This is a genomic window from Frankia canadensis (assembly GCF_900197875.1).
GTDB lineage: Bacteria > Actinomycetota > Actinomycetes > Frankiales > Frankiaceae > Frankia > Frankia canadensis.
This window is the reverse complement of sequence record NZ_FZMO01000006.1, coordinates 1-22,752: the sequence shown is the minus strand read 5'-3', so window position 1 is coordinate 22,752 and position 22,752 is coordinate 1. Positions and strand designations below refer to the sequence as shown.

General features: G+C 70.7%; 24 protein-coding genes, 1 tRNA gene and 1 pseudogene. 19 read left to right on the top strand and 7 right to left on the bottom strand.

What is annotated here, in order from left to right:
* Positions 1 to 22: 22 nt before the first annotated feature.
* On the top strand, positions 23 to 958 hold the full coding sequence (locus C1A33_RS01590; RefSeq protein WP_480014302.1) for a sterol carrier family protein: 936 nt from the start codon (positions 23 to 25) through the stop codon (positions 956 to 958).
* Here the strand turns inward: C1A33_RS01590 and C1A33_RS01585 are convergent.
* The gene (locus C1A33_RS01585) at positions 906 to 2,252 is read right to left on the bottom strand and encodes an RNA-guided endonuclease InsQ/TnpB family protein (protein ID WP_243407065.1); all 1,347 of its coding nucleotides are present in this window, start codon (positions 2,250 to 2,252) and stop codon (positions 906 to 908) included. The two genes, C1A33_RS01590 and C1A33_RS01585, sit on opposite strands and share 53 nt — an antisense overlap.
* Positions 2,253 to 2,274: 22 nt before the next feature.
* On the opposite strand from C1A33_RS01585, the gene tnpA reads away from it, so the two are divergent.
* From tnpA to purM, 3 genes are all read left to right on the top strand, one after another.
* Entirely contained in the window at positions 2,275 to 2,691 is a 417-nt protein-coding gene (tnpA, locus tag C1A33_RS01580; protein ID WP_101829746.1) for an IS200/IS605 family transposase, read from the top strand.
* A gap of 312 nt (positions 2,692 to 3,003) precedes the next feature.
* Positions 3,004 to 4,602: an amidophosphoribosyltransferase gene (gene purF, locus C1A33_RS01575; RefSeq protein ID WP_101829745.1), complete on the top strand. Its 1,599-nt coding sequence runs from the start codon at positions 3,004 to 3,006 to the stop codon at positions 4,600 to 4,602.
* Positions 4,599 to 5,738 carry a phosphoribosylformylglycinamidine cyclo-ligase gene (gene purM / locus C1A33_RS01570; RefSeq protein WP_101829744.1) on the top strand — a complete coding sequence of 380 codons (1,140 nt, stop codon included), beginning with the start codon at positions 4,599 to 4,601 and terminating at the stop codon, positions 5,736 to 5,738. Before purF ends, purM begins: the two co-directional genes overlap by 4 nt.
* A gap of 349 nt (positions 5,739 to 6,087) precedes the next feature.
* Here purM and C1A33_RS01565 read toward each other — a convergent pair whose 3' ends face one another.
* Positions 6,088 to 6,294: a DUF3073 domain-containing protein gene (locus C1A33_RS01565; RefSeq protein WP_101829743.1), complete on the bottom strand. Its 207-nt coding sequence runs from the start codon at positions 6,292 to 6,294 to the stop codon at positions 6,088 to 6,090.
* Between the two features lie 349 nt (positions 6,295 to 6,643).
* Entirely contained in the window at positions 6,644 to 7,723 is a 1,080-nt protein-coding gene (locus tag C1A33_RS01560; protein ID WP_101829742.1) for a Glu/Leu/Phe/Val family dehydrogenase, read from the bottom strand.
* A gap of 291 nt (positions 7,724 to 8,014) precedes the next feature.
* Between C1A33_RS01560 and C1A33_RS01555 the strand changes: the two genes are divergently transcribed.
* The 8 genes from C1A33_RS01555 to C1A33_RS01520 all read left to right on the top strand — a co-directional run bounded on the left by C1A33_RS01555 (position 8,015) and on the right by C1A33_RS01520 (position 13,504).
* Positions 8,015 to 8,845, top strand: coding sequence for a DUF8083 family protein (locus C1A33_RS01555; RefSeq protein ID WP_101829741.1), 831 nt, complete (start codon positions 8,015 to 8,017; stop codon positions 8,843 to 8,845).
* 152 nt (positions 8,846 to 8,997) lie between these two features.
* Complete coding sequence (gene bldC, locus C1A33_RS01550; protein WP_009741343.1) at positions 8,998 to 9,204, top strand: developmental transcriptional regulator BldC; 207 nt, start codon at positions 8,998 to 9,000, stop codon at positions 9,202 to 9,204.
* Between the two features lie 402 nt (positions 9,205 to 9,606).
* The gene (locus C1A33_RS01545) at positions 9,607 to 10,500 is read left to right on the top strand and encodes a hypothetical protein (protein WP_243407064.1); all 894 of its coding nucleotides are present in this window, start codon (positions 9,607 to 9,609) and stop codon (positions 10,498 to 10,500) included.
* A 33-nt stretch (positions 10,501 to 10,533) separates the two neighbouring features.
* A tRNA-Glu gene (locus C1A33_RS01540) sits at positions 10,534 to 10,606 on the top strand.
* A gap of 376 nt (positions 10,607 to 10,982) precedes the next feature.
* Positions 10,983 to 11,354, top strand: a complete 372-nt coding sequence (locus C1A33_RS01535; RefSeq protein WP_101829740.1) for a hypothetical protein — start codon at positions 10,983 to 10,985, stop codon at positions 11,352 to 11,354.
* The gene (locus C1A33_RS01530; protein WP_101829739.1) at positions 11,351 to 11,716 is read left to right on the top strand and encodes a helix-turn-helix domain-containing protein; all 366 of its coding nucleotides are present in this window, start codon (positions 11,351 to 11,353) and stop codon (positions 11,714 to 11,716) included. Before C1A33_RS01535 ends, C1A33_RS01530 begins: the two co-directional genes overlap by 4 nt.
* Before the next feature lie 254 nt (positions 11,717 to 11,970).
* Positions 11,971 to 12,279: a hypothetical protein gene (locus C1A33_RS01525; protein WP_101829738.1), complete on the top strand. Its 309-nt coding sequence runs from the start codon at positions 11,971 to 11,973 to the stop codon at positions 12,277 to 12,279.
* 178 nt (positions 12,280 to 12,457) lie between these two features.
* Positions 12,458 to 13,504 (top strand): methyltransferase, encoded by a 1,047-nt coding sequence (locus tag C1A33_RS01520; protein WP_101829737.1) that lies wholly within the window; start codon positions 12,458 to 12,460, stop codon positions 13,502 to 13,504.
* A gap of 75 nt (positions 13,505 to 13,579) precedes the next feature.
* On the opposite strand, the pseudogene C1A33_RS01515 reads toward C1A33_RS01520, so the two are convergent.
* Positions 13,580 to 13,777: pseudogene (locus C1A33_RS01515) on the bottom strand (D-alanine--D-alanine ligase); the annotation flags it as partial.
* Between the two features lie 445 nt (positions 13,778 to 14,222).
* Here C1A33_RS01515 and C1A33_RS01510 point away from each other — a divergent pair.
* The 5 genes from C1A33_RS01510 to C1A33_RS01490 all read left to right on the top strand — a co-directional run bounded on the left by C1A33_RS01510 (position 14,223) and on the right by C1A33_RS01490 (position 19,891).
* Positions 14,223 to 15,221 (top strand): MDR family NADP-dependent oxidoreductase, encoded by a 999-nt coding sequence (locus C1A33_RS01510; protein WP_101829736.1) that lies wholly within the window; start codon positions 14,223 to 14,225, stop codon positions 15,219 to 15,221.
* Positions 15,222 to 15,617, top strand: coding sequence for a MerR family transcriptional regulator (locus C1A33_RS01505; protein WP_101829735.1), 396 nt, complete (start codon positions 15,222 to 15,224; stop codon positions 15,615 to 15,617). It abuts the gene before it with no gap.
* A 267-nt stretch (positions 15,618 to 15,884) separates the two neighbouring features.
* The gene (locus C1A33_RS01500) at positions 15,885 to 16,964 is read left to right on the top strand and encodes a ParB/Srx family N-terminal domain-containing protein (protein ID WP_101829734.1); all 1,080 of its coding nucleotides are present in this window, start codon (positions 15,885 to 15,887) and stop codon (positions 16,962 to 16,964) included.
* A 199-nt stretch (positions 16,965 to 17,163) separates the two neighbouring features.
* Entirely contained in the window at positions 17,164 to 17,934 is a 771-nt protein-coding gene (locus C1A33_RS01495) for an ABC transporter ATP-binding protein (protein ID WP_101829733.1), read from the top strand.
* Between the two features lie 46 nt (positions 17,935 to 17,980).
* Entirely contained in the window at positions 17,981 to 19,891 is a 1,911-nt protein-coding gene (locus tag C1A33_RS01490) for an ABC transporter permease (protein ID WP_101829732.1), read from the top strand.
* Between the two features lie 32 nt (positions 19,892 to 19,923).
* On the opposite strand, the gene C1A33_RS36115 is transcribed toward C1A33_RS01490, so the two are convergent.
* Together C1A33_RS36115 and C1A33_RS36110 are read right to left on the bottom strand one after the other, a co-directional pair.
* The gene (locus C1A33_RS36115) at positions 19,924 to 20,391 is read right to left on the bottom strand and encodes a septum formation family protein (RefSeq protein ID WP_243407066.1); all 468 of its coding nucleotides are present in this window, start codon (positions 20,389 to 20,391) and stop codon (positions 19,924 to 19,926) included.
* A 50-nt stretch (positions 20,392 to 20,441) separates the two neighbouring features.
* Positions 20,442 to 21,146, bottom strand: coding sequence for an SCO2583/SCO2584 N-terminal domain-containing protein (locus C1A33_RS36110; RefSeq protein ID WP_243407067.1), 705 nt, complete (start codon positions 21,144 to 21,146; stop codon positions 20,442 to 20,444).
* Positions 21,147 to 21,438: 292 nt separating this feature from the next.
* Between C1A33_RS36110 and vapB the strand changes: the two genes are divergently transcribed.
* Complete coding sequence (gene vapB / locus C1A33_RS37285; protein WP_101829729.1) at positions 21,439 to 21,660, top strand: type II toxin-antitoxin system VapB family antitoxin; 222 nt, start codon at positions 21,439 to 21,441, stop codon at positions 21,658 to 21,660.
* Positions 21,657 to 22,085, top strand: a complete 429-nt coding sequence (locus C1A33_RS01470; RefSeq protein ID WP_101829728.1) for a PIN domain nuclease — start codon at positions 21,657 to 21,659, stop codon at positions 22,083 to 22,085. Before vapB ends, C1A33_RS01470 begins: the two co-directional genes overlap by 4 nt.
* 119 nt (positions 22,086 to 22,204) lie before the next feature.
* Here C1A33_RS01470 and C1A33_RS01465 read toward each other — a convergent pair.
* Positions 22,205 to 22,752: TCP-1/cpn60 chaperonin family protein (locus tag C1A33_RS01465; protein ID WP_279354579.1), on the bottom strand; the 548-nt coding region annotated here is incomplete at its 5' end.

Sequence of the window (22,752 nt, the reverse complement as noted above, 5' to 3'; positions counted from 1 at the left end):
GCGGGTACCCCCGTTCACCGCGGTGCAGATCGTCGATGGTTCCCGGCACTCTCGGGGGACCGCCCGGGACGCCGCCGTCGACCTGCCCGTCCTTGTCGCCGTGGTGGGCGAGCAGTGGCAGCGGATCGTCGAGGCCGTCGACGCCCTGCCGGACGTCGCGTTCGCGCGGCCCAGCGTGCTGCCCGGCTGGACGGTCGGCGGCCTGGTCATGCATGTGGCCAGCTCCGCGACCGCCGTGACCGAGGCGCTCGCGCCCGCGGCGACGGCCGTCGGCGGCGGTCCCGTCTCGGCGGTCGAGTACCTCGCCGGCACGGGCGCGCGCGCCGAGGCGATCGCGGACACGGCCCGGGCACTGTCGGCGTCGGTCGCCGCCACGGGCCCGCGCTCCTGGCTCGCCGCGCAGGTCGCGGCCGCGTGCGCCGCCCTGGAGTCTCGCACCGGCACCGGCACCGGCACCGGCACCGGCACCGGCATCGGCACCGATTCGCCGTCGGCGGGTGCACCCACGGCGGCCGGCGCTCCTGGCGGGACGGGCTCTCCTGTCGCGGCCGGCGGCCCAGCGGCGGGAGGTGAGGTGGTGGTCACGCCGGGCGGGCCGATGGCGCTGGGCGAGTTCCTGCGCACCCGGGCGGTCGAGGCGGTCGTGCACGGGCTCGACCTCGGGATCGAGCCGTCGCGCCCGGCGCTGCGGGTGGCGGCGCGGCTGCTCGCCGATCTGTTCGCGGCGAGGGCTCCGGGGCACGCGGTGGAACTGCGGGTACCCCCGTTCACCGCGGTGCAGATCGTCGATGGTCCGCGGCACACGCGGGGGACGCCGCCGAACGTGGTCGAGGTCGGGCCCGTCCCGTTCGTCCAGGTGTGCGCGGGGCGGCTGGCCTGGGAGGACGCCGTCGCGGACGGTCGGGTCAGGGCCAGCGGGGAACGGTCGGACCTGCGTGGGTGGCTGCCCCTGCTCTGACGGCGGCACCCCCCCGGCGGCCGCCCGGCGGGACCGCACGCTTGACTTCCTCTCCGCCCTGAAGCTGAGGGGCGGAGATTCCCGCCTGCTGCGCCGCCGCTGTGGGCGTGAGCTTCGGGTGGGTTCCCGTTTCGCCGCGCGGTGCCGGCACATATGCCGGTCTTACCTGCGCTCCACGGGCAGACACCGCCAGTCCGGCGGCCAGCGCGACGTTGACCGCCGCGTTCACATCCCGATCGTGCCCTGCCCCGCACGCCGGGCACGTCCACTCCCGCACGGCGAGCGGCTTCGGACCGTCCTTCACGCCGCAGGCCGAACACACCTGCGAGGTGGGCTCGAACCGTCCGATCCGCACGAACGTCCGTCCATACCGGGCGGCCTTGTACTCCAGCATGGCGACGAACCGCGACCAGCCGGTGTCGTGCACCGACTTTGCCAGCCGCGTACGGGCGAGTCCTTTCACCGCCAGGTCTTCCACGGCCACCGCTTGGTTCTCGCGGATCAGCCGGATGGAGAGTTGGTGGTGGAACTCGCGGCGCGCGTCGGCCACTCGCACATGCGCACGGGCGACCTTCACCCGGGCTTTGGCCCGGTTCGCCGAACCCTTCTTCTTGCGGGAGAGGTCCCGCTGGGTCTTCGTGAGCCGCTTCTCGGCGCGGCGAAGGAACCGAGGAGAGTCGATCTTCGTGCCGTCGGAGAGGACCGCGAAGTGCGTCAGGCCGAGGTCGACACCGATCTCCGGCTGGACCGGCGGCAACGCCTCCGAGTCGGTCTCCACCACGAAGCTCGCGAAGTACCTGCCCGCGCTGTCCCTGATCACCGTGACCGACGACGGAACGCACGGCAGGTTCCGCGACCAGCGCACACCCACGTCCCCGATCTTCGGTAGACGCAGCTTCCCGCCCGAGGTGAGCGACCAGCGGGCGTTCGCGGTGAACCGCACCGACTGCCGCGTATCCCGCTTCGACCGGTACCGGGGCGCGCCCATCCGGGGCCGCTTCCCCTTCAGCCCGTCGAAGAAGTTCCGGTACGCCGCGTCCAGGTCCCGCAGCGACTGCTGAAGGACCACCGCAGACACGTCGGCGAGCCACGCCCGCTCCGGCGTCTTCTTCGCCTCGGTGATCAGCAGCTTCGACAGATCCCCGGACGTCGGGAACGGCAACCCCGCCGCACGGGCGGTCTCCCGGGCACGCAGGGCGTCGTTGTAGACGGCGCGGGCGCACCCGAACGCCCGCGCCAACGCGACCCGCTGACCGGCGCTCGGGTACAGACGGAAGCCGTACCGAAGCTGCACGATCACAGCCTACCATTGGTCTATGTCTGATGATCTTGATGTTCGTACTGGCAGGCGCTGTGTTTTCGCGATGCACGCCCACTTGGTTTTCGTGACGAAGTACCGGCACCGGGTCTTCGCTGATCGCCACCTGACCCGACTGGAAGAGATCATGCGGGCGGTGTGCGCCGACTTCGAGGCCGAACTCGTCGAGTTCAACGGCGAAGCCGACCATGTCCACCTGCTCGTGAACTTCCCGCCGAAAGTCGCCGTGTCCCGGCTGGTCAACAGCCTCAAGGGCGTGTCGTCGCGGCGGATGCGCCAGGAGTTCCCCGACCTCGTCAGGCACTACTGGCGGGCCCAGCGGCTGTGGTCGGGGTCGTACTTCGCCGGCTCGGTCGGCGGGGCGCCACTCGACGTGCTCCGCCGGTACATCGAGCAACAAGCCCGTCCGGTCTAGAGCACGCTCGGACCTAGAGGCCCTCCCGCGCAGCCCTTCACCCCCGACCTGAAGGCCAGAGCACTGGGCCGCATCCCGGTAGCAAGGGCCGATGTGCGTCGTCGCTGCTAGCGTGGATGGTGGCAGCTGCCGGGCGAGATGGCAGGTGCCGGGGCGAGACGGTCACCGGAGCCGGTTCGGCGCGTCTCGTCACCCACAGTGGACGGCACCACGGCGAGCGGGCCGGCGCGGACGCGATCCGGCGCGTCGTCTCTGCGGCGCCGGCCCGGTGCCCCTCACCAGCCGGTGTCCCTGACCAGTCGAGGAGTCCTGGTGCCAGACGTCGCCGCCCGCTTTGGCGCCATCGGCAAAGAGTGTTCCGAGCTGTCCGACGATCCCGGTCCGCGGGACGCCTGCGGCGTCTTCGGTGTCTGGGCGCCGGGCGAGGACGTCGCGAATCTCACATATTACGGGCTGTACGCGCTGCAGCACCGCGGCCAGGAGGCGGCCGGCATCGCCGTCGGGGACGGCCGCACCGTCGTGGTCTTCAAGGAGCTCGGGCTCGTCGCCCAGGTCTTCGACGAGGGCAAGCTGTCCAGCCTGGTCGGCCACGTCGCCGTCGGCCACACCCGCTACTCGACGACGGGCTCCTCCACCTGGGAGAACGCACAGCCGTCCTACCGCACCGCCGGCTACGGCGGCCCGATCGCGCTCGGCCACAACGGCAACCTGACCAACATCGTCCAACTGGCCCGTGAGCTCGGCGCCGGCCGGGACCGGCTGCGTGCCACCACCGACTCCGATCTGATCACCGCGATGCTCGCCGACCACCCCGGCCCCACACTCGTCGACGCGGCGATGGCGGTGCTGCCCCGGCTCGCCGGCGCGTTCTCGCTGGTCTTCTCGGACGCCTCGACCCTGTACGCCGCCCGCGACCCGCACGGCATCCATCCCCTCGTGCTCGGCCGGCTGGCCGACCATCCGGACGGCGCGTGGATCGTCGCCAGTGAGACGGCGGCCCTCGACATCGTCGGCGCGACCTTCGTCCGCGAGGTCAAGCCCGGCGAGATGATCACCATCGGCGCGGACGGGGTGCGCTCGCGGACCTTCGCGGCCGCCGACCCGCACGGCTGCCTGTTCGAGTACGTCTACCTCGCCCGCCCGGACACCGCGATAGCCGGCCGGTCCGTGCACGCCACCCGCGTCGACGTCGGCCGTCAGCTCGCCCGCGAGGCGCCGGTCGAAGCGGACCTGGTCATCCCCGTGCCGCAGTCCGGGGTGCCGGCGGCCGTCGGCTACGCCGAGCAGTCCGGCATCCCGTTCGGCGAGGGGCTGGTCAAGAACTCCTACGTGGGCCGCACGTTCATCCAGCCGTCGCAGACGATCCGCCAGCGCGGCATCCGGCTGAAGCTGAACCCGCTGCGCGAGGTGATCGAGGGCCGCCGGCTCGTCGTCGTCGACGACTCGATCGTGCGGGGCAACACCCAGCGCGCCCTGGTCCGCATGCTGCGCGAGGCCGGCGCCGCCGAGGTGCACATCCGGATCTCCTCGCCGCCGGTGCGCTGGCCCTGCTTCTACGGCATCGACTTCGCCACCCGCGCCGAGCTCATCGCCTCGGACGCCGGGGTGGAGGAGATCCGGGTCTCCCTCGGCGCGGACTCGTTGGCGTACGTCTCGCTCGACGGCCTGGTCGCCGCCTCCCACCAGCCGGCCGAGTCGCTGTGCCGGGCCTGCTTCGACGGCGTCTACCCCGTGCCGCTGGCCGAGACCGACAAGCTCGGCAAGCACCGGCTGGAGTCGGCGGGCGGCGCGACGACGACCGCGGAGATGATCGCCGAGGCGATGCGCCGGGAGGTCACCCTCGGCATGAACGGCGCGGATCCGTCCCCGGACGGCCACGACGCGGATCTCGCCGAGGCGAGGCCGGCGTGAGCGCGGGCGAGCGGGTCTCCTACCGGACGGCCGGGGTCGACGTCGTCGCGGGCGACCGGGCGGTCGAGCTGATGCGCGGGCACGTGGCGCGGGCCACCCGGCCCGAGGTGGTGGGGTCGCTCGGCGGCTTCGCCGGGCTGTTCGCGCTGGACACGACCCGTTACCGGCGCCCGCTGCTCGCCTCGTCCACGGACGGCGTGGGCACCAAGATCGCGGTGGCGCGGGCACTCGACACCCACGACACCGTCGGCATCGACCTCGTCGCCATGGTCGTCGACGATCTCGTCGTGTGCGGCGCGGAGCCGCTGTTCCTGCTCGACTACATCGCCTGCGGCAGCCTCGTGCCCGAACGGATCGCGCGGATCGTGTCCGGGATCGCCGCCGGCTGCGAGCAGGCCGGCGCGGCCCTCGTCGGCGGCGAGACCGCCGAGCATCCCGGGGTCATGGGCGGCGACGACTACGACCTGGCCGCGACGGGGGTCGGGGTCGTGGAGGCCGACGGCGTGCTTGGGCCGGAGCTCGTCCGGCCCGGGGACGTGGTGGTCGCGATGGCATCATCCGGCATCCACTCCAACGGCTTCTCGCTCGTACGGCACATCCTGTGGGGTCCGATCGAATCTGACCAGCCCGGAGGGGTCTCCGCATCGGCCGCGGCGGAACTGCGGGCGCACATACCCGCCCTGGGCGACACGCTGGGCGCCGCGCTGCTCACTCCGACCCGCATCTACGCCCTGGACTGCCTCGCCCTCGCGGCGGCCGTCGAGGTGCACGCCTTCGCGCACATCACCGGCGGTGGCCTCGCCGCGAACACCGCGCGCGTGATCCCCGCCGGTCTGCTCGCCACCCTCGACCGGGCGACCTGGCCGGTGCCGCCGATCTTCACGCTGCTCGCCGAGCGCGGCGAGGTGGCCGCGGCGGACATGGAGCAGACGTTCAACCAGGGCGTAGGCATGGTCGCGATCGTCGCGCCCGAGGCGGTCGACGACGCGCTGGCGCTGCTGGCGGAGCGCGGAGTGCCGGCCTGGGTGCTCGGGTCGGTGGGCGAGGACCTGGAGGGCGGCCAGCCCGCTGCCCCGGCCGGTTCCTCGGGACGCGCCGCCGCCGGCGCCCGGTTGATCGGTGAGCATCCCCGCTGAGCCGCGGGGCCGACGTCGTCCGGTCCGATCCGCCGCCGGATCGGGCCTCGTCGGCACCGGGCCACGATCGGCCGGCATCGGCGGGCGAGTGCCCGACACCTGGCCATGATCGAATGATCACGCGGTCCCTGACCGCCTGAGTCCGCCCGACCACCAGCCTGGGCCGCCGTGGGTTCGGGCCACGATGGCCGGCACGCCAAGTGCCGACCTGGACCGTCCGCCTACGGGCGTCCGAAATCAGGGCAGGACGCAATGGCGGTGGGAGTCCGGGCCGAAGCCCGGACGACCACCATCGGCGACGACGCCGCGGTGAGCCATCCGCGGCGGACCGGTTACCGACGTGACGCTGTCAGCGGGAAGAACGACGATCGTCCTCGTCGTCCGCGTAGGCGTCGTATCCGTAATCGTCGTCTGCGTGCGCATCGTCGCTGTTACTCTCGCGCGTCGAGCCCGCGCCCAGATCCGCCTTCAATCGGTCGAGATCCATATTGGGCGAGTTGTACTTGAGCTCGCGGGCGACTTTCGTCTGCTTGGCCTTAGCTCGGCCGCGCCCCATGGCTCGACCCCCTCGAACATGACGACGGGGACCCGCCCCGGTGCTCTCACTGTCTCGTGCTTCCCGAGACTACAGGGACCGGAGGCCTCTCGGCACGCCAACCCGACAGTTGCCTGTCCTCGGACAAGATGTCCATGATCGGAAGCCCTCCGTGATGGCGCCTGTCCGGCCGTCCACGTGGGGCATCGGCGCCGCTGGGCGGGCCCGCGGCGGTCCCTCGCGCGGCCGTTCGGATGTGGCGACCGTCACCTTCCGCCAGACCGGCCCACCGGCGCGGTGCGGGCGCGTCGGTGGGGTCGCGGGTACGACCGGCGGTGTGGCGGGCGGTGTGGCGGCGTGTCGGGTCCGGTCAGCGGCCCTGCGGGAGCAGGAAGCGGCGCAGCCTGCCGACCTCGGCCATCCGGCGCTCGGCGAGGCGCTCGGCCGCCTCGACCGGCGTGACGCCCTCATCGTCGGCGAGCCGGAACACCTCGGTGGTCGTGTCGAAGATCCGGGCCGCGCGGGCGCGGGCGCGCTGCGGCGAGTACCCCTCGATCTCGTCGGCGACCTGGATGAGCCCGCCGGCGTTGACGACGAAGTCCGGCGCGTAGAGCACGCCGGCGGTGGCGAGCCGCCGGCCGATCTCCGGCGTGGCGAGCTGGTTGTTGGCGCCGCCGCAGACGACCGCGACCTGCAGCCGGCCGGCCGTCTCGTCATTCAGGACGCCGCCGAGCGCGCACGGGGCGAGGACGTCGGCCTCCAGCTCGAGCAGCTTGTCCGGATCGTCGAGGGTCTGCACGCCGGGGAACTCGGCCACGAGCCGGGTGAGCGCGGGCCGGTCGACGTCGGCGGCGACCACCGACGCACCGTCGTCGACGAGGTGCCCGACGAGCCGGCGTCCGACCTTGCCGACGCCGCTGACGGCCACCCGGCGCCCGGCGAGGCTCGGCGTGCCCCAGCGGTGGCGGGCCGCGGCGCGCATGCCCTCGAACACGCCGTAGGCGGTCAGCACGCCCGAGTCGCCCGCTCCGCCGTGTTCGGGCGAGCGGCCGGTGACCCAGCGGGTCTCGCGGGCGATGACGTCCATGTCGGCGACGTAGGTGCCGACGTCGCAGGCGGTGATGTAGCGCCCGCCGAGGGAGGCGATGTGGCGAGCGAAGGCCCGCAGCAGCGGCTCGGACTTGTCCCGGTCGGGGTCGCCGATGATGACCGCCTTGCCGCCGCCGAGGTCCAGGCCGGCGCAGGCGGCCTTGTAGGCCATCGCCCGGGACAGCGCCAGGGCGTCGGCGAGGGCGACGTCGTCGTCGGCGTAGGGGTGGAAGCGGGTGCCGCCCAGGGACGGTCCGAGCGCGGTGGAGTAGATCGCGATGATCGCGCGGAGCCCGGTCCGCGGATCCGAGCACAGCAGGACCTGCTCGTGGTCGTGCACGGCGCCGAACAGCGATCGCATTGACGCACCTCCTGGCGGATCCTGACCGCCGGCACCCGCGCGGTGCAGGGGTGAACCCCCCGGTCCGGCCCACCGCGAACCCTACGGCCCCGGTAGGCCGGACGGCGTGCCCGTGGACGTGCCAGGATCGAGGCATGCCAGGTTCCAGGGCATCCGCGTGGGTGTCGTCCGCGGCGCCCCGGCATCGGCGTGGGCGTCGGTGCGGGGCCGCCGTCCACGGAGGGGGCCGCGCCGCGCCTGAGGGGCCGCTGGTCGCACCGATGGCGGTCCCGGCCGGCCTGGGGAGCTGAGATGCCTGTCGTGTCGCCTGCGACGTATCTGCGGGTGTACGAGCCGCTTGCCGCCTTTCCGGCCGCCGAGCGTGGCCGCTGGCAGCGTTACGCGGCCGCCGGGCCGCCGTCGCGGCGGGCGGGTTCGCGCCGCGAGCGGGTCGTCTCGCTGCTCGCGGCGGTCCGGCCGTCCCTCGACGTCGCCGACGAGTCGGCGTTCGTCCAGTGGATCGACGGGTTGATGTTCGTCTGTCCGTGGTCGACGCAGCTGCGGGTGTGGCAGGCGGCGCTGGAGTTCCGCGGGCTGATGCCCGAGCGGGTGGCCGAGGCGTTCCTGCCGCGGCGGATCACCGAGCCGGCCGAGCTCGAGCTGGACCGCTGGAAGGCCCGCCGCCCCGTGCTCAAGGTGCACGTGCAGACCTGCACCTGGATGGTGCCGCCGCCGTGGTTCCTGCTGTTCGACCCGGCCGAGCGGTCACTGGTGACCGGGGACACCGCCGAGCGCTCGATGATCTACCGGACGACGATGAGCCTCGCCCGGCGCCGCGCCAGCCGGGCGGTCGAGGCGGTCGAGACGCTGCGGGCGGGCTCCGCGGACGCCCCCGCCGTCGAGGGGATCGGCGACCTGGCCCGTTGGCTGGGGTCCTTCCATCCGCAGAGCAGGGTCGAACTGGACTACGACGGGCTAGTTGACCTGCTGGACGATGACATGCTTCGGCGCGACAGCTCGGTAGAGGACATCGTTGAGGCTGTCAGTGCGTTACGCCGAGGGCGAACAGACCTAGCGGTCGAAGCCTACGAACGGGTCCTCATGAGGTGGAGACCCCTGCAGGCGCGGGAATCCGCAAGCTGATCGACGCATTCCGTTAACAGAGAGTCGCCGTCTGCTTCGGACGAGCTGTGACTAGTCAGCAGATGGTCCTGACGTGCCATGTCCGAAATGCCCCCGAAGGATGCACGATCTGTATGGGACGGAGCGACGCTCTGTGACGGGAGGCCAACACAATGACGACACGAACGCCGGACGCCGAGCCGCTGCTGACGCCCGCCGAAGTGGCCACGATGTTTCGGGTTGACCCGAAGACCGTGACCCGGTGGGCCAAGGCCGGCAAGCTGACGTCGATTCGGACCCTGGGCGGGCACCGCCGGTACCGGGAGGCCGAGGTGCGTGCTCTGCTCAAGGGAGTTCCGAGCATTGGAGGCGACATCTAGATCATCTGAACCTGCTGTGGCCGGGGACACCTCCTGCTCTCTCGGCGGCCGCGTCATCGCCGCCGGTGCGAGAGTCTCGGTGACCGGGTCCGGAGGAACAGGGCCGAAGGTCTCAAAGGCCGCCGGCCCCGTTGTGGGCTCGACTGTCGGTCGGGTCCGGACGTCCACCTTCGGGCCATCGTCCGTCAAGGAAGTGTCAGGATCCGGCTGTGCGGCCACGTGGCCGGGGGTGGGGATGCCTCCGGGGCGGGGCTCGTACGTGCGTGCTTCGGGCACGCGACAAGGACCACCTGAGCACCGGGAGGGCGCAGGGTGGACCTTCTTGGGGAACCGGCGGACGGTCCACGGACCGTCCGCCGGCCTCATCCGTACGTCAGGGACCGGCCATCGGGGGAGGGCACGGTGAGCCAGTCGCGGGAGCCCGAGACCTGGACGGCACGGTCCGCTGTGCCCGGCTTTCTGCCCAGCACACGGGCCTTCCGGTTCACGAACACCTTCGCCCCGCAGTCGTTACTCGACGTGAGACTGCCGCGGATGCGGTGGGGTCTCGGCATCGGCGATGCCAGCCGCGGTCTGTGCGGCGGCATGATCTTCGCTGTGCGTGACCTGCATGAAGCCGGCCTCGACCCGCCGCCCGACACCGCGCCGCCGGAACGTGGCTCGCCCCTGTACGCGTACCTCGTCCGCCGCCTGTTCGCGAGCTTCGACCTCCCGCGCGGCGTCGCCCGCTACTACGCCCTCACCTACGGCCCGGACGCCGTGGACGGGCATGCGAACCAGAAGATCGGCCAGAACGCCCCGAACCGGCGTGACGCGGGCCGACCCGGCCAGGGCCAGCCCTACGCGCGCCGCGCCGACGTGGGCCGGCGCAGCATCGCCGGTGAGTGGCCCCGGATCCGGCTCGACCTGGACACCGGCCGCCTGTCGCCGCTGGGGATCATCACCGTCCACTCGGCCGACCCCCGCCGGCTCGGGCTGAACCACCAGGTCCTCGCCTACGCCTACGAGCAGGTCGGCGCGGCCGTGACCCTGCGCGTCCACGACCCGAACACCGCACTGGACCGCGCCGACGACGTCACGATGTCCTTCGACCTGGCCCGTCCGGACGCCGGCATCGACCACTCGATCTCGATCGGCGGTCGCCCGGTGCGCGCGTTCTTCCGCTCCCGCTACCGCTGGACCGACCCCCGCCCCGCCCTGCGCCGCGTGGGTGACGATCATCCGCGGACAGGTTTGTCGCCCACCCAGGCCATCCCCTATGCTTGCAGTGCTTCAGACGATCGCCGAAGCGGTTGAGCGATCACTCAGTCGGCTCGTGATCGTCACCCGGCCCCCATCGTCTAGTGGCCCAGGACGTCGCCCTTTCAAGGCGGTAGCACGGGTTCGAATCCCGTTGGGGGCACGCTCCGTAGCCGTTAGGGCTACCGAAGGTAGCTGATCGGGATGCTGCCGACAGCGTCGTTAGCGATAGCCGACTTGTTCGGTTACCCCGGGCTGGTAACGGGACCGTGCCGCTTGTCTGCTATACGCAGTTTCCGCTGCACGGGTTCGTTTCCTGGGTGCGGAGCTCCAAGACCGCCCGGTAGGACCACAGGGTGGACGCTGCGTAGCGGAGCGCGTCGCTACTGGCTAGCCGCAGCCACCCGCGCCCTCACGCGCCGGGCCGCTAGATGATATTGCCTGCATGCGGATGTGCCGCCCGCTGCCGGTCGGTGGGGTCATAGTCCGCGGTCGGGTATGAGTTTGACGTTGTATTAAGCGGGGCTCATACTCGGGAGGTGATCGTCGACTGGACCGACGAGTTCGACCGCTGGCTGACCCACGCGGAAGAACAGGGAGGCCGCCGCCTCGCCCTCGCTGTCGCGCTCCTGCAGGCACTCGCGGATCTGCCGGCCAGACCTGCCGAGGAGTCCCCAACCTTCAAGCGAGTACGGCAGGCCCGCCGCCATGAGCTCTGGCGCGTCGCCCATCCGTTCGACCCGGAGGTCGCTGTCCGGATCATCTGCTGGTTCCCCGCCGACGACCACGTCGTGCTCGCATTGATCGGCTTCGACAAGAAGATGATCGGCGATGTGTTCTACGCCAGCGCCGCCACCCGCGGCGAAGCACTCGTCGACGCCTGGCTACGCCAGCAAGGAGGCACCCCATGACCGACAACAACACGACCGACGGTGACGTCACCTTCATCCGCGGAAACGACCGCATCCGCCAGCTCGCCCAGAGACCCGACATCGCCGGTGAAGTCGCCCAGATTCGGGCAGACATGGCCGACGCCGACCGCACCTACGCCATGGGCTTGGCTGCGCTGCGCCAAGCCGCAGCCCTCACCCAGGTCGAACTCGCCCGGCGCATGGGCGTCACCCAAGCAGCGATCAGTCGGATCGAACAGCCCCACGACCTTCTGCTGTCAACCCTCAACTCCTACCTGGCGGCCATCGGCGGCACCGTCCGCATGACTGTCAGCTTCGCCGACGGCCACGAAACCACCCTCGACCTCGCCACACTCGCCTAGACTGACTGGCCGCCGCAGGGCCGCGCGGCGGCAGTGAAATCCTCGCCAGCGACAGTCCTGGCCCTGGTCCCATGCCGGTCAGCGTTTGCGGGACTTGTCGAGAGACCCCACCGATGTCTCGGGTAGTGGCGCGGCGTCTACATAGACGTACTGTGGCCATGTGGCGACATTCCGAGACGACGGTGGGCGAGCGAGCATCCTGTGCCGCGGAGACGGCCGCCGTCGCGAGCCGCCAATCATGGTCTTCGAGGACGATGTCCGCACCGTTTCAAGGGCTCGGTGAGGGGCGCGTCCCCCGCCCACAGTGCCTCGCCGACGAGTACGCGCTGTGGCTCGTCATCCAGAACACCGACCCACCTCAAATCGGCGATGTCCTCGACACGTTCTCCGGACTGCGTGGCACAAAGGACGTCTTCGGCTACGACCCTGACGCGGACGATCCTGGCGACGAGGCGGCCATCAGAGAGGAGTGGATGAACCGCATGGTGGGCAGTCTCATACCGCTACCCGGCGGCGGGCCGGCGTGGGGTCCGGCGAGACGGGCGGCGCTCGACCGGTCCTGAGCGAGCGTCTGACCCGCTTCCACGAGTAGACCGGCGGCATACTTCGACAGTTTCACCCAACTTCTTGAGGGGCGTCGCGGAGGCTGGGAGGGGAAGGAGGCTGGCACCGGCTTCCATGGCCCTTAAGCCCGACACCGACTGGGCAACTCTTCATGTATTTTTTAAGTAGAATCGAATCATGAATCTTGCAAGGAGAATACCTTCGATCCTCGCGATGGCCGATCTGGCCACTCCCATGTCCATACGGGTGGCTGCGACACTCGGTCTGACCGAGAAGGCTGGGATCGCGGGGGCGACCGTGGAACAACTCGCCCTCCGAACAAAAACCTCCGCACCGGCGCTCCGGAAACTCCTCGACCACCTGGTCGCGATTGGCGTGTTCGACCTCGATGCCGAGTGCGGACGCTATCGCCCCACGAGCCTCGGAAATCAGATGAGTGAGGACTCCCCAGAAGGGTTCAAAATTCTGCTCGACATAAACTGTGTCGGCGGGCGCGCCGAGCTAGCCTTCGTCGACCTGCTCGAAACGATTACCACGGGAACTCCTGCTTACGTACACCGATATGGGCGCGATTTCTGGGCGGACCTCGACACCGGCCCGAAATTGCGGCGCTCATTCGACGCCCAGATGAACTGGCGGTTCCAGGTTCAGGCACCACAGATCGCTGAACGTTTCGAGTGGACCCGCTTCTCCGAGATTCTCGATGTGGGCGGGGGCGATGGGACGGTGCTTACGGCGATCCTCCATGCCTATCCCGAGCTGCGCGGACGGGTGCTGGATCTATCTCCGGCAGCTACTGCCGCTGACATCAGATTCATTGCTGCTGGTCTTGATGATCGAGCCAGCACCGTGTCTGGCAGCTTCTTCGACCCCCTGCCCGTCGGGGCTGACGTCTACCTTCTGTCCGATATCCTGCATGACTGGGATGATCACCACGCCCGCAAGATCTTGTCTAGATGTCGTCAGGCCGCCACGCCGAATGGCACCCTCGTGATTATCGAGCCCTTGCTGGGGCAGGGCACCAGAACCGCCACCGATCTGTTCATGCTGATGTGCTTCGGCGGCAGGGAAAGGACGGCCGATGAAATAGTCAGGCTAGCCGAAGATTGCAGACTCGTGCTCCGCTCCACAGAATCAGTGGCAGATGGACGGACGGCCCTGGAGTTCGTAGTCGCGCCCGGACCAGTGGAAGCATCCGACGCCGGACCTTGCGTTTCCGCTTGAAGGCCGCCCTACCGTGGTTCCACTCGAAGACGTTCGGCGACGTTCAGCGCCAGCGTGACGAGATAGCACCCGCGCTCAGCCGCGTGAGACATCGCGGTGGTCGCGTGCTCGGGCTGCCAGGCCGCGGCAGACCACGGCGAAGTCGAGAACGGCGGCATGCAGACCCGTCGGCCAGGTACTCGTGTCGGTCATACCGGGGGCCATGTTCACCTCCAGGAACTGCGCGACATCGTCACCGTCGATGATCATGTCGGTGTGGGACAGGTCCCGAAGACACCGATGACGATCTCGACACCGGTTCCCCGCCGACGACCGCGCCGTGGTCGCATTGATCGGGTTCGACAAGAAGACGATCGGCGACGTGTCCTACGCCTCGCGCGACGCCTGGGTGTCACCCAGGCGGCCATCAGCCGGCTGGAACAGCCCCACGACCTGCTCCTGTCGACGCTTAACGCCTACCTCGCGGCTATCGGCGGCACAGCCCGCATGATCGTCAGCTTCGCCGGCGGCCACGAAACCACCCTCGGCCTGTCCGGGCTCCGATAACTGGTACGAAGGCTCATCGGCCCCGTGGGACAGGTGGCGAGACCCGGGCGCTCCGGATCGCGGCTACATTGTGGCCGAACGCGGCGGCAGCCCTGGACCGGATCCGCCGGCAGCCCTTCTCGGCATGAGCGTTTTGCCTTTGACGTGCGGGTCAGGGGCTACGGTCCCGGCCATGTCGCTGTCTCGTGAGGTACGCCTGGTCCACCCGCCCGCCGGTCTGCCCCGGCCGTCGGACTTCGAGGTGGTCGAGGTTCCCGTTCCCGTTCCCGGGGCTGGCGAGGCGCTGGTCCGCAATCGGTACTTCCACGTCTTCGCCGCGATCCGGACGCTGCTCGGCGGCAGTGTCGAAGGCGCGCCGTTCCCGCCGATCCATCCCGGCGACACCCTGTTCGGCGCCGCGATCGGGGAGGTCGTCGCCGCGCCCGCCGGCTCCGGCCTTCGGCCGGGCGAGCTGGTGTCGCACTGGCTGGGCTGGCGGGAGTACGCCGCCGTGCCGATCGACCGGTGCCAGCCGCTGGGCGACGTCCTGCCGGACCCGGCGGCGCACCTGGTCTCGGGCCGGACGGCCTACGCGGCGCTGCGGCAGAGCGGCCTAACGGACGGTGAGACGGTGTTCGTCGCCGGCGGCGCGGGAGCGGTCGGGAGCATGGCCGGGCAGATCGCCCGGCTGCTCGGCGCCGGCCGCGTCATCGGCAGTACCGGATCCCCGGCCAAGGCCGAGCGGCTGGTCCGCGAGCTCGGCTACGACGCCGCCGTCCTGCGCGGCGGCGTCGCCACCGTCGACGACCAGCTCGCCGAGGCGGCTCCCGATGGCCTCGACGTCGTGATCGACAACGTCGGCGGTGAGCAGCTCCGCGCGGCCGTCGCCGTGGCCCGGCCGGGAGCGCGCATCATCCTGGTCGGCTCGCTGGCCGCTCAGCTGGCTCCGGACGGCGCCGGCGTCGCCTCCCCGGTCGAGCTGGACACCTTCCCGCTCATCCTCAAGCACATCACCCTGCGCGGTCTGGACAACACCGTCGAGGACGGCTGGACCGAGCGGTTCGGCACCTGGCTGCGCGCCGGCCGCATCACCGCCCCTCTGGTCCGGATCGCGGGCATCGAGCACGCGGCGGACGCGCTGTCGGAGACAATCGCGGGAAAGCATGTCGGCACGGTCATCGTGGAGATGTAGATGAGAATCGGCGACGCGGCGGCGGCAGCGGCGACCACTCCCCGCGCCCTGCGGTTCTACGAACAGCGCGGCCTGCTGCCTCCGCCCCGGCGCACGGCGACCGGCCAGCGTGAGTACGACGCCGCGGATGTCAACCGGATCCGGATCATCCGGGAACTGCTCATGCTCGGCCTGACCGTCGAGGACGTCGCCGCCTGCGCCGACCGCCTGCACCTGTTGGAAGGCGACGCGCTGCCGCGCTACGGCGATCCTCGCGGCGTCTGCAGCTCGACGAGCGGCGTCGTCGAGCGCCGCCTCACCGCGCTCAACGACGAGATCGCCCGGCTGACAAAGCTCCGCGACGGTCTGGCCGCGCGCACCTCCGCCAGCGCCGCCCTGCCCCTCGATGCCCGGTAGCCCGGTAGCCCGGTAGCGACGGGCCGACGGCAATGCCCAGGCGGCAATGCCCCGGCGGCACGGCGTCGACCAGAACGTTCGAGTAGCGGTCCAGCATAATGCTGCGCGAATTCTGTGCGGATGGTTGCCGGTCCACTACTCCTCGGCTCAGTGGAATGGCGACCGTTCATCTCTGGTTTTCCTGGGCGTCGCGGTGCGGATCTCACGCGTTGTTGGGCCACCACCAGGCTCACAGGGCTATCCGCACTGCTGACCAGGAGCACGTCTATGCGTTTCAGATCTTTGTCCCGCCGCGCCTCGGTGCTGGCGGCGACCGTCGCCGTCACCGTCGGGGCCGGCGTGGCCGTTTCCGCGCCGGCCGCGTCCGCGGCGCCTGGCGCGCCGGGTACCCGGCCGTCGTTCTGCGACCACGACAACCGCAACACGCCGTTCTCGCAGCATCTGTGCGCACAGACCGGTGATCTGCTCGACACCCGTATCGGGGACGTGCACCCCACCCAGCCGTCGCTCGGCTACGACGAGGTGTACTACAAGCTCGGCCGTTACACCCTGGGCAAGGACGCGATCAACAAGAAGTTCGACGACTGGTGCGAGGCCGACGGCCGGATCGCCGCCGCGACCGTGTCACCCGGCGCGCGCCTGGACGACCCGTCGTCGTTCACCTGCCAGCTCCCGATCGGCGGGGAGACGGCGGACAGCGTAGCCGCGATGAAGACGGTCGTCATCGGTCCCGGTGGGGAGCCCTTCCTCACCGACGGGCACCACACGCTCACCTCGTTCTACGAGACCCCCGACGGCGGCGCGAACCTGCACGTCCGGCTGCGGGTGCTGGCCAATCTGAGCACGCTGACGCGCCAGGATTTCTGGGCCCAGATGCAGGCGAACAAGTGGGTCTACCTGCGCGACCCGGAGGGCAACCCGACCACGGTGAACAAGCTGCCGACGAGTGTGGGGCTGGCCAACTTCACCAATGACAAGTACCGCAGCCTGCTCTATTTCGGCCGGGACATCGGCTACGCCCAGAACGGACTGCCCTTCCAGGAGTTCTACTGGGGCAGCTGGGTCCGTGATGCCAGGCCGATCGACCTGGCGACCTGGAACCCGAACGACCTCGGCAGCTACCTGGCCACCGTCAAGGCACTGACCCAGACGATGACCGCGCTGCCCAGTTCGACCGTCGTCGACAGCGGCTTCACCGCCGCGCAGCTCGGCGCGCTCACCCAGTGGAACGGCGGCAAGGCCGAGAACAAGGGCGAGTTCGACAAGCTGAGCAAGCCCTACTCCGACGCCAAGCCAGGCAAGCTGGCCTACACCCTGGAATACCGGCGGGTGCACGGCCTGGGCTGACCGGCCCCCGGCTGGGGACCCGCCCAGCCAGCGCGACGGTGGCGGCCAGCGACCCTGCCGCTGGCCGCCACTCCGCCATACCGCGCCACATCAGGGGCGCCGCGTGGCAAGCTGAAGGTCGGGGGCGGGGGTATACCCCACCCTGAGCTGGCCAGACCGCCGCAATGTCAGGCGCCGCGCCCGCGGCTATAAAAATCGCATGAGCACTCGCGAGCGGTTTCAGCAGACCATGGGGGATGTGCGGACGGCGCCCGCCGTCGAACTGCGTGGTGTCAGCCACCTTTATGGACGTCGCGAGACGGCGGTGCGGGCGCTGGACAACGTCGATGTCCAGTTCGCGACTGGCTCGTGGACGGCGGTGATGGGGCCGTCGGGTTCCGGGAAGTCGACGCTTCTGCACTGTGCCGCCGGGCTTGAGAGGGTCACCGAAGGCCAGGTCATCATCGCCGGCCAGGATATCAGCGCAGCCTCCGACGCGGAACTCACCGAACTGCGGCGCGGCCCGGTGGGATTTGTTTTCCAGAGCTTCAACCTGATCGCCTCGCTGACGGCGGCGCAGAATGTCGCCATGCCGCTGCGGCTGGCCGGCCGGCGGCCGGGGCGCCAGGAGGTCCATGGGGCGCTGGCGGCGGTCGGGCTGGCCGACCGAGCCCGGCACCGACCCCGGGAGCTCTCCGGCGGGCAGCAACAGCGCGTCGCGGTGGCGCGGGCCATGGTGACCCGGCCGGCCGTGCTGTTCGCGGACGAGCCCACCGGCGCGCTCGACACCCGCGCCGCGCGCAGTCTGCTCGACCTGCTGCGCTCCATGGTCGACCACAACGGCCAGACGATCGTCATGGTGACCCACGACCCGGCCGCGGCGGCCACCGCCGACCGAGTGCTCTTCCTGCGCGACGGACGCCTCGTCGACCGGCTTGAACGGCCATCCGCCCGCGCCGTCGCCGACCTGCTCGCGAGCTGGGACGCCTGAGCCCCCCTGCGAAACCGCCCTCCCCGGCCGGAAAGGCTGAGTTCCCATGCTGCGTCTGTCCTGGAGCACGTTCCGTGACCGGTGGCAGGTCTTCATCGGCGCGATCGTCACAGTCGCGCTTGGTGTCGCCCTCGTCCAGTCGTCATTGCTCACCCTGATCTCGGCGGCGACCGCCAGGGTTCCCGCCGGTCTGTCGTCCGCCGAGGCGCATCGCGTGCGCGACGGCCGCGACGGCGCCCTCGCCCTGCTCGGCAACACGCTGGGCCTCGCGACGTTCGTCGCCGTCTTCATCGTCAGCTCGACGTTCGCGTTCACCGTCGTGCAGCGTTACCGCGAACTCGCCCTGCTGCGCCTTGTCGGCGCGAGCCGGCGGCAGGTCCGCCGGCTGCTGTTCGGTGAGGCGCTGCTGCTGGGCCTGGTCGGCTCCGGGCTCGGCGTGCTCGCCGGCCTGCCGGTGATGCGCCTGCAGGTCTGGCTGCTCATCCGGCTCGACCTGCTTCCCGACGGGTTCACCAGCGCGTGGCGGACCTGGGTGATCGGCGCGTCGGTGGGGGCGGGTGTGCTCATCGCGGTGTGCGGGGTGGCCGCCGCCTCAGGCCGGGCGGCGCGGGTGCGGCCGCTCGCGGCGCTGCGCGAGGCCGGTGGGGACGCCCGGCTGATGACCGTGTCGCGGTGGCTGCTGGGCGTCGTCTTCCTGGGCGGCGGGATCGCGCTGCTGGTCATCGTCCCGCACGTCGGCCCGGACGCCGCCATCGCCATGGCGCTGTGCTCGTGCATCGTGCTGGTCGTGGCGGTCGCCGCGTTCACCCCGCTGCTGTTGCCCGCGGCGAGCCTGCTGCCGAGGCTGTTCGCCGTCGGGCCGCTCGGCCGGCTGGCGCACGCAAACCTGCGCGCCGACACCCGGCGCGGTGCGGCGACGGCGGCCCCGATCATCGTTCTGTTCACGTTCGTCATCGGCATGGCCGGTTCGCTGGGCACCCTCGGCGCCGCGGCGCGCCACGAGACGGCGAGCGGCCTGCGTGCCGACCTGGTCGTGACGGCGAACCAGGAGATGACGGCCCGGCTCGCCGCCGTGGACGGGGTCGCCGTGGTCTCCGAGGAGACCCCCGTCGCGTTCGACCTCGGCAGCGTCGAGGACGGGAAGATGACCTACGAGTCCTCGGACGGACTGTCCGTCAGCCCAGCCGAGTACGGCCGGACGCACCGGCTCGCGCCGCGGTCGGGCGACCTCGCGGACCTGCACGGCGACACCGTGGCCGTGCTGGGATCGCACTGGGACGTCGGCGACGTGCTGCGGACGCGCATCGCGGGTACGCCGAGGGATCTGCGTGTCGTCGCGCGGTACCCCGCCACGATCTCCGGCCCCCAGTTCCTGCTGCCCGCCGGCCTCGGCGTCGAGCGCACCGACTCGCGGCGCTACACGATCCAGGTGGCGTCCGGTGCTTTCGCGGCCGCGGTCGCCGACCGGCTGCGCGACGCCGGGCTCGGCCGGGACGGGACGGTCGACACCGCTGCCGGCTGGGTGCGGCACGAGGCCTCCGACCGGCAGCGGGTCAACACCAATGTGATGGTGGGGCTGCTCGCGCTCGCCATGGTCTACACCGTGGTCGCCATGGTCAACGCGGTCGTCGTCGCGGCCTCCAGCCGGGGGCGGGAGTTCGCGACGGCCCGGCTGTCCGGCCTGACCCGCACCCAGGTGATCCGGATGGCGCTGTGGGAGTCCACGGCCCTCGTCGCGGTGGGCCTGTTCCTCGGCGGCCTCACCGCCAGCGCGACGATCCTCAGCCTGGTGGGCGCGGTCCAGCGCATCGTCGGCGTGACGATCGTGAGCGTGCCGTGGACGCTGATCGGCGCCGTCGCGCTCGGCTCGCTCGCCGTCGTCGGCATGACGAGCGTGCTCACCGCTCTCGCCGCGACCCGGACGCCCCCCGTCCGCCTCGCCGGCACCCGGGAGTAGGAAAGTCCCTGCTCCGGCCACCGCCGCGACCGTCAGGCTGGAATGCCTGGGTCGCGGCGAAGCTGGTCGCCGCTGACGGACCGCGGCTGCCCGGATGCGGTGTAGTACTCGACCATGCAGGTCACGGTATGGCTACCAGCGCGCCAACTGGCCGGATCGATCAGTAGCGAGTTGAGGTGAAACGTCCGGCTTTCCTGGAACGACGGTCCGATGTACGCGCGTGCCAGCTCTCGGCAGCGCGCCTCGACCAGTCGGAGGAAGTCCTCGTGGGAGGGAGGCTCGCCGCCCGGGGTGTCGGGCAGGTGGGCGTTGCCGACCGCGACTGCCTGGTGGGGGTCCGTGCACCGGACTGGCCTGGTCGTGTTCGGTGACGCGAGCAGGCAGGCCCCGACGGGGAACACGAAGGACTGATCCGCGCCCTCCGCTCTGCCGGTGAACAGGTCCAGATGGGAGTCCGGCACGGTGCCGTCGTCGAGCAGTACGGCCGAATGGCCCTGCAGGCCGCAGAACAGCGCACGATCGCTCTGGTCCCAGCCGGCCGGCCCTGGCCTTACCGCAGCATCGTCGGCATGACAGCGTCCTGGTCCCAGATGAAGCAGTGCCCTCGCTTGTAGTGCCGCTGGACCAGCTCCGCTCCGGGATCGGTTGTGGTGTCGGCGCTTGGGGTTGCTGCTGGGGTGGTCGCCGCGGCGGCTGGCGTGGCGTCGCTCGAGGACCTGCCGCCTGGGCGATGGACGACCAGATAACCCGCGCCCGCCACGATGGCGACGATGAGCCCGACACCGACCACCTGACTGTCCAGCGGGTTCCAGCGCTTGCGCCGTGGCTTCCAGTCCCGGGGCCACGGCGGTTTGGCCGCCGACCGGCGACGGAACCTGGTCGCCCAGCCTGACCTCGCCGATCGGCGGGACCTGTCCGCCCGGCCGGCCGCCACGGACCCGCCGTGGCGGAGGATGGCCGCGCGGGTACGGGCGGGTGCCTCGTGGACCGGGGCCGCCCGGATGAACGACTTGTCGAGCACCAGTCCGGCGAACGGGTCATCCGGATCGCCGCCGGCACGCACTCGTTCGCCGCCAGACTGGTCGTGGCCGGTGTGATCGTCGGCCGGAGCCTCGTCGCCGGACCCCGGTACCTCTGCGCTGTCCTCTGTGCCGGCACCGGCAGAACTACTGTCGGCTTCGTCGGCTGGGATGCCAGCGGGGGAGCTCGCCGCGGTCCCGGCGGGCGGCAACTCGGGGGAGACCTCGTCGGCCACGGCTGTGTCGACCTTGCCCTTTCATCGAAGTCGTCGGTGCCGACCGCACCGCCTGCCACCGGGGCGTGAGGGGCGTCGTGTCCTGCCAGAGCGGCTACAGCCATGACGGCGGGTAGCATACCGCCCGCAGTGCGTGGTTTGCCGGAATGGTGCCTGCTCCCGGTCGGCCCGCCGCGCAGGCGGCCGGCGCTCCGTTCGTTCGTGTGGACCCGCCGTTGATAGCATGGGATATCATTGGCCGTGCAGTTCTCCGCTTGAGATTCCGCTTGAGATTCCGCTGGAGGTGTAGCCGATGTCCGACGTGCTCATCCGGGACGTTCCCGACGACGTGTTGGCCGCCGTCGAGGCGCATGCCGCCCGTCTCGGCCTCTCCCGCAACGAGTACCTTCGCCGGCAGCTCGCCCAGGATGCGGCACGTTCGATCACCCCCGTGACCCTCGACGACCTGCGCTGGTTCAGTACCACCTTCCGCGACCTCGTCGACGAGGACGTCATGCGGCAGGCCTGGACGTGACGGCCGCGGCCGAGACGACGCGGCGCTGGCTGATCGACAAGTCCGCCCTCGTCCGGCTGAGCGAGACTCCCGACACGGCCCAGTGGCTGTCCCGCATCCAGCAGGGCCTGATCCGGATCACGACGGTGACGATTCTTGAGGTGGGCTTTTCCGCGCGGTCCGTTCAGGATCTCCGCGTCAGGCTGCGTCGGCCACCGGTCGCGGCAATGCCCGTCGAGAACACCACACCTCGCATCGAAGCCAGGGCCGTCGAGGTCCAGGAGCTACTCGCCGGCACTGGGCACCACCGCGCTCCGTCCGTCCCCGATCTGATCATTGCCGCGACAGCCGAGCTCGCCGGGCTGGTGGTCCTGCATGTCGACAAGGACTTCGAGCTGATCGCGGCCGTCACCGGTCAGCCTGCCGAACGGCTCCGCCTCTCGTAGTGGCTATCGCAGCCGACCGTATGCGCGATCACCCTGACGAGACGCTCACATCGGGCGGTGGCCTGATCGTCCGCGAGCCCACAGATGGGCGGGCCCGCGGACGGTTCGGAGTGAGGGGCTCAGAAGCCTTGTTGGCGCATGGTGGCGTCGAGCTGGGCGGAGTCGGCAGCCGCGTATTCCGGGGTGTTCGCCACGACGGCCTCGGTGGTGAGGAAGAGGCCGGCGATCGACGCGGCGTTCTGCAGGGCGGAGCGGGTGACCTTGGCGGGGTCGATGATGCCGGTGGCGATGAGGTCGACGTACTCGCCGGTGGCCGCGTTGAGCCCGTGGCCGGTGGGGAGGTTGCGGACCTTGTCGACGACGACGCCGCCCTCGAGACCGCTGTTGAAGGCGATCTGCTTGATGGGGGCTTCGAGGGCGAGGCGGACGATGTTGGCGCCGGTGGCCTCGTCGCCGGAGAGGTCGAGCTTCTCGAAGGCGGTGATCGACGCCTGGAGGAGGGCGACGCCGCCACCGGCGACGATGCCTTCTTCGACGGCGGCCTTGGCGTTGGACACCGCGTCTTCGATGCGGTGCTTCTTCTCCTTGAGTTCGACTTCGGTGGCGGCGCCGACCTTGATGACGGCGACGCCGCCGGCGAGCTTCGCGAGCCGTTCCTGGAGCTTTT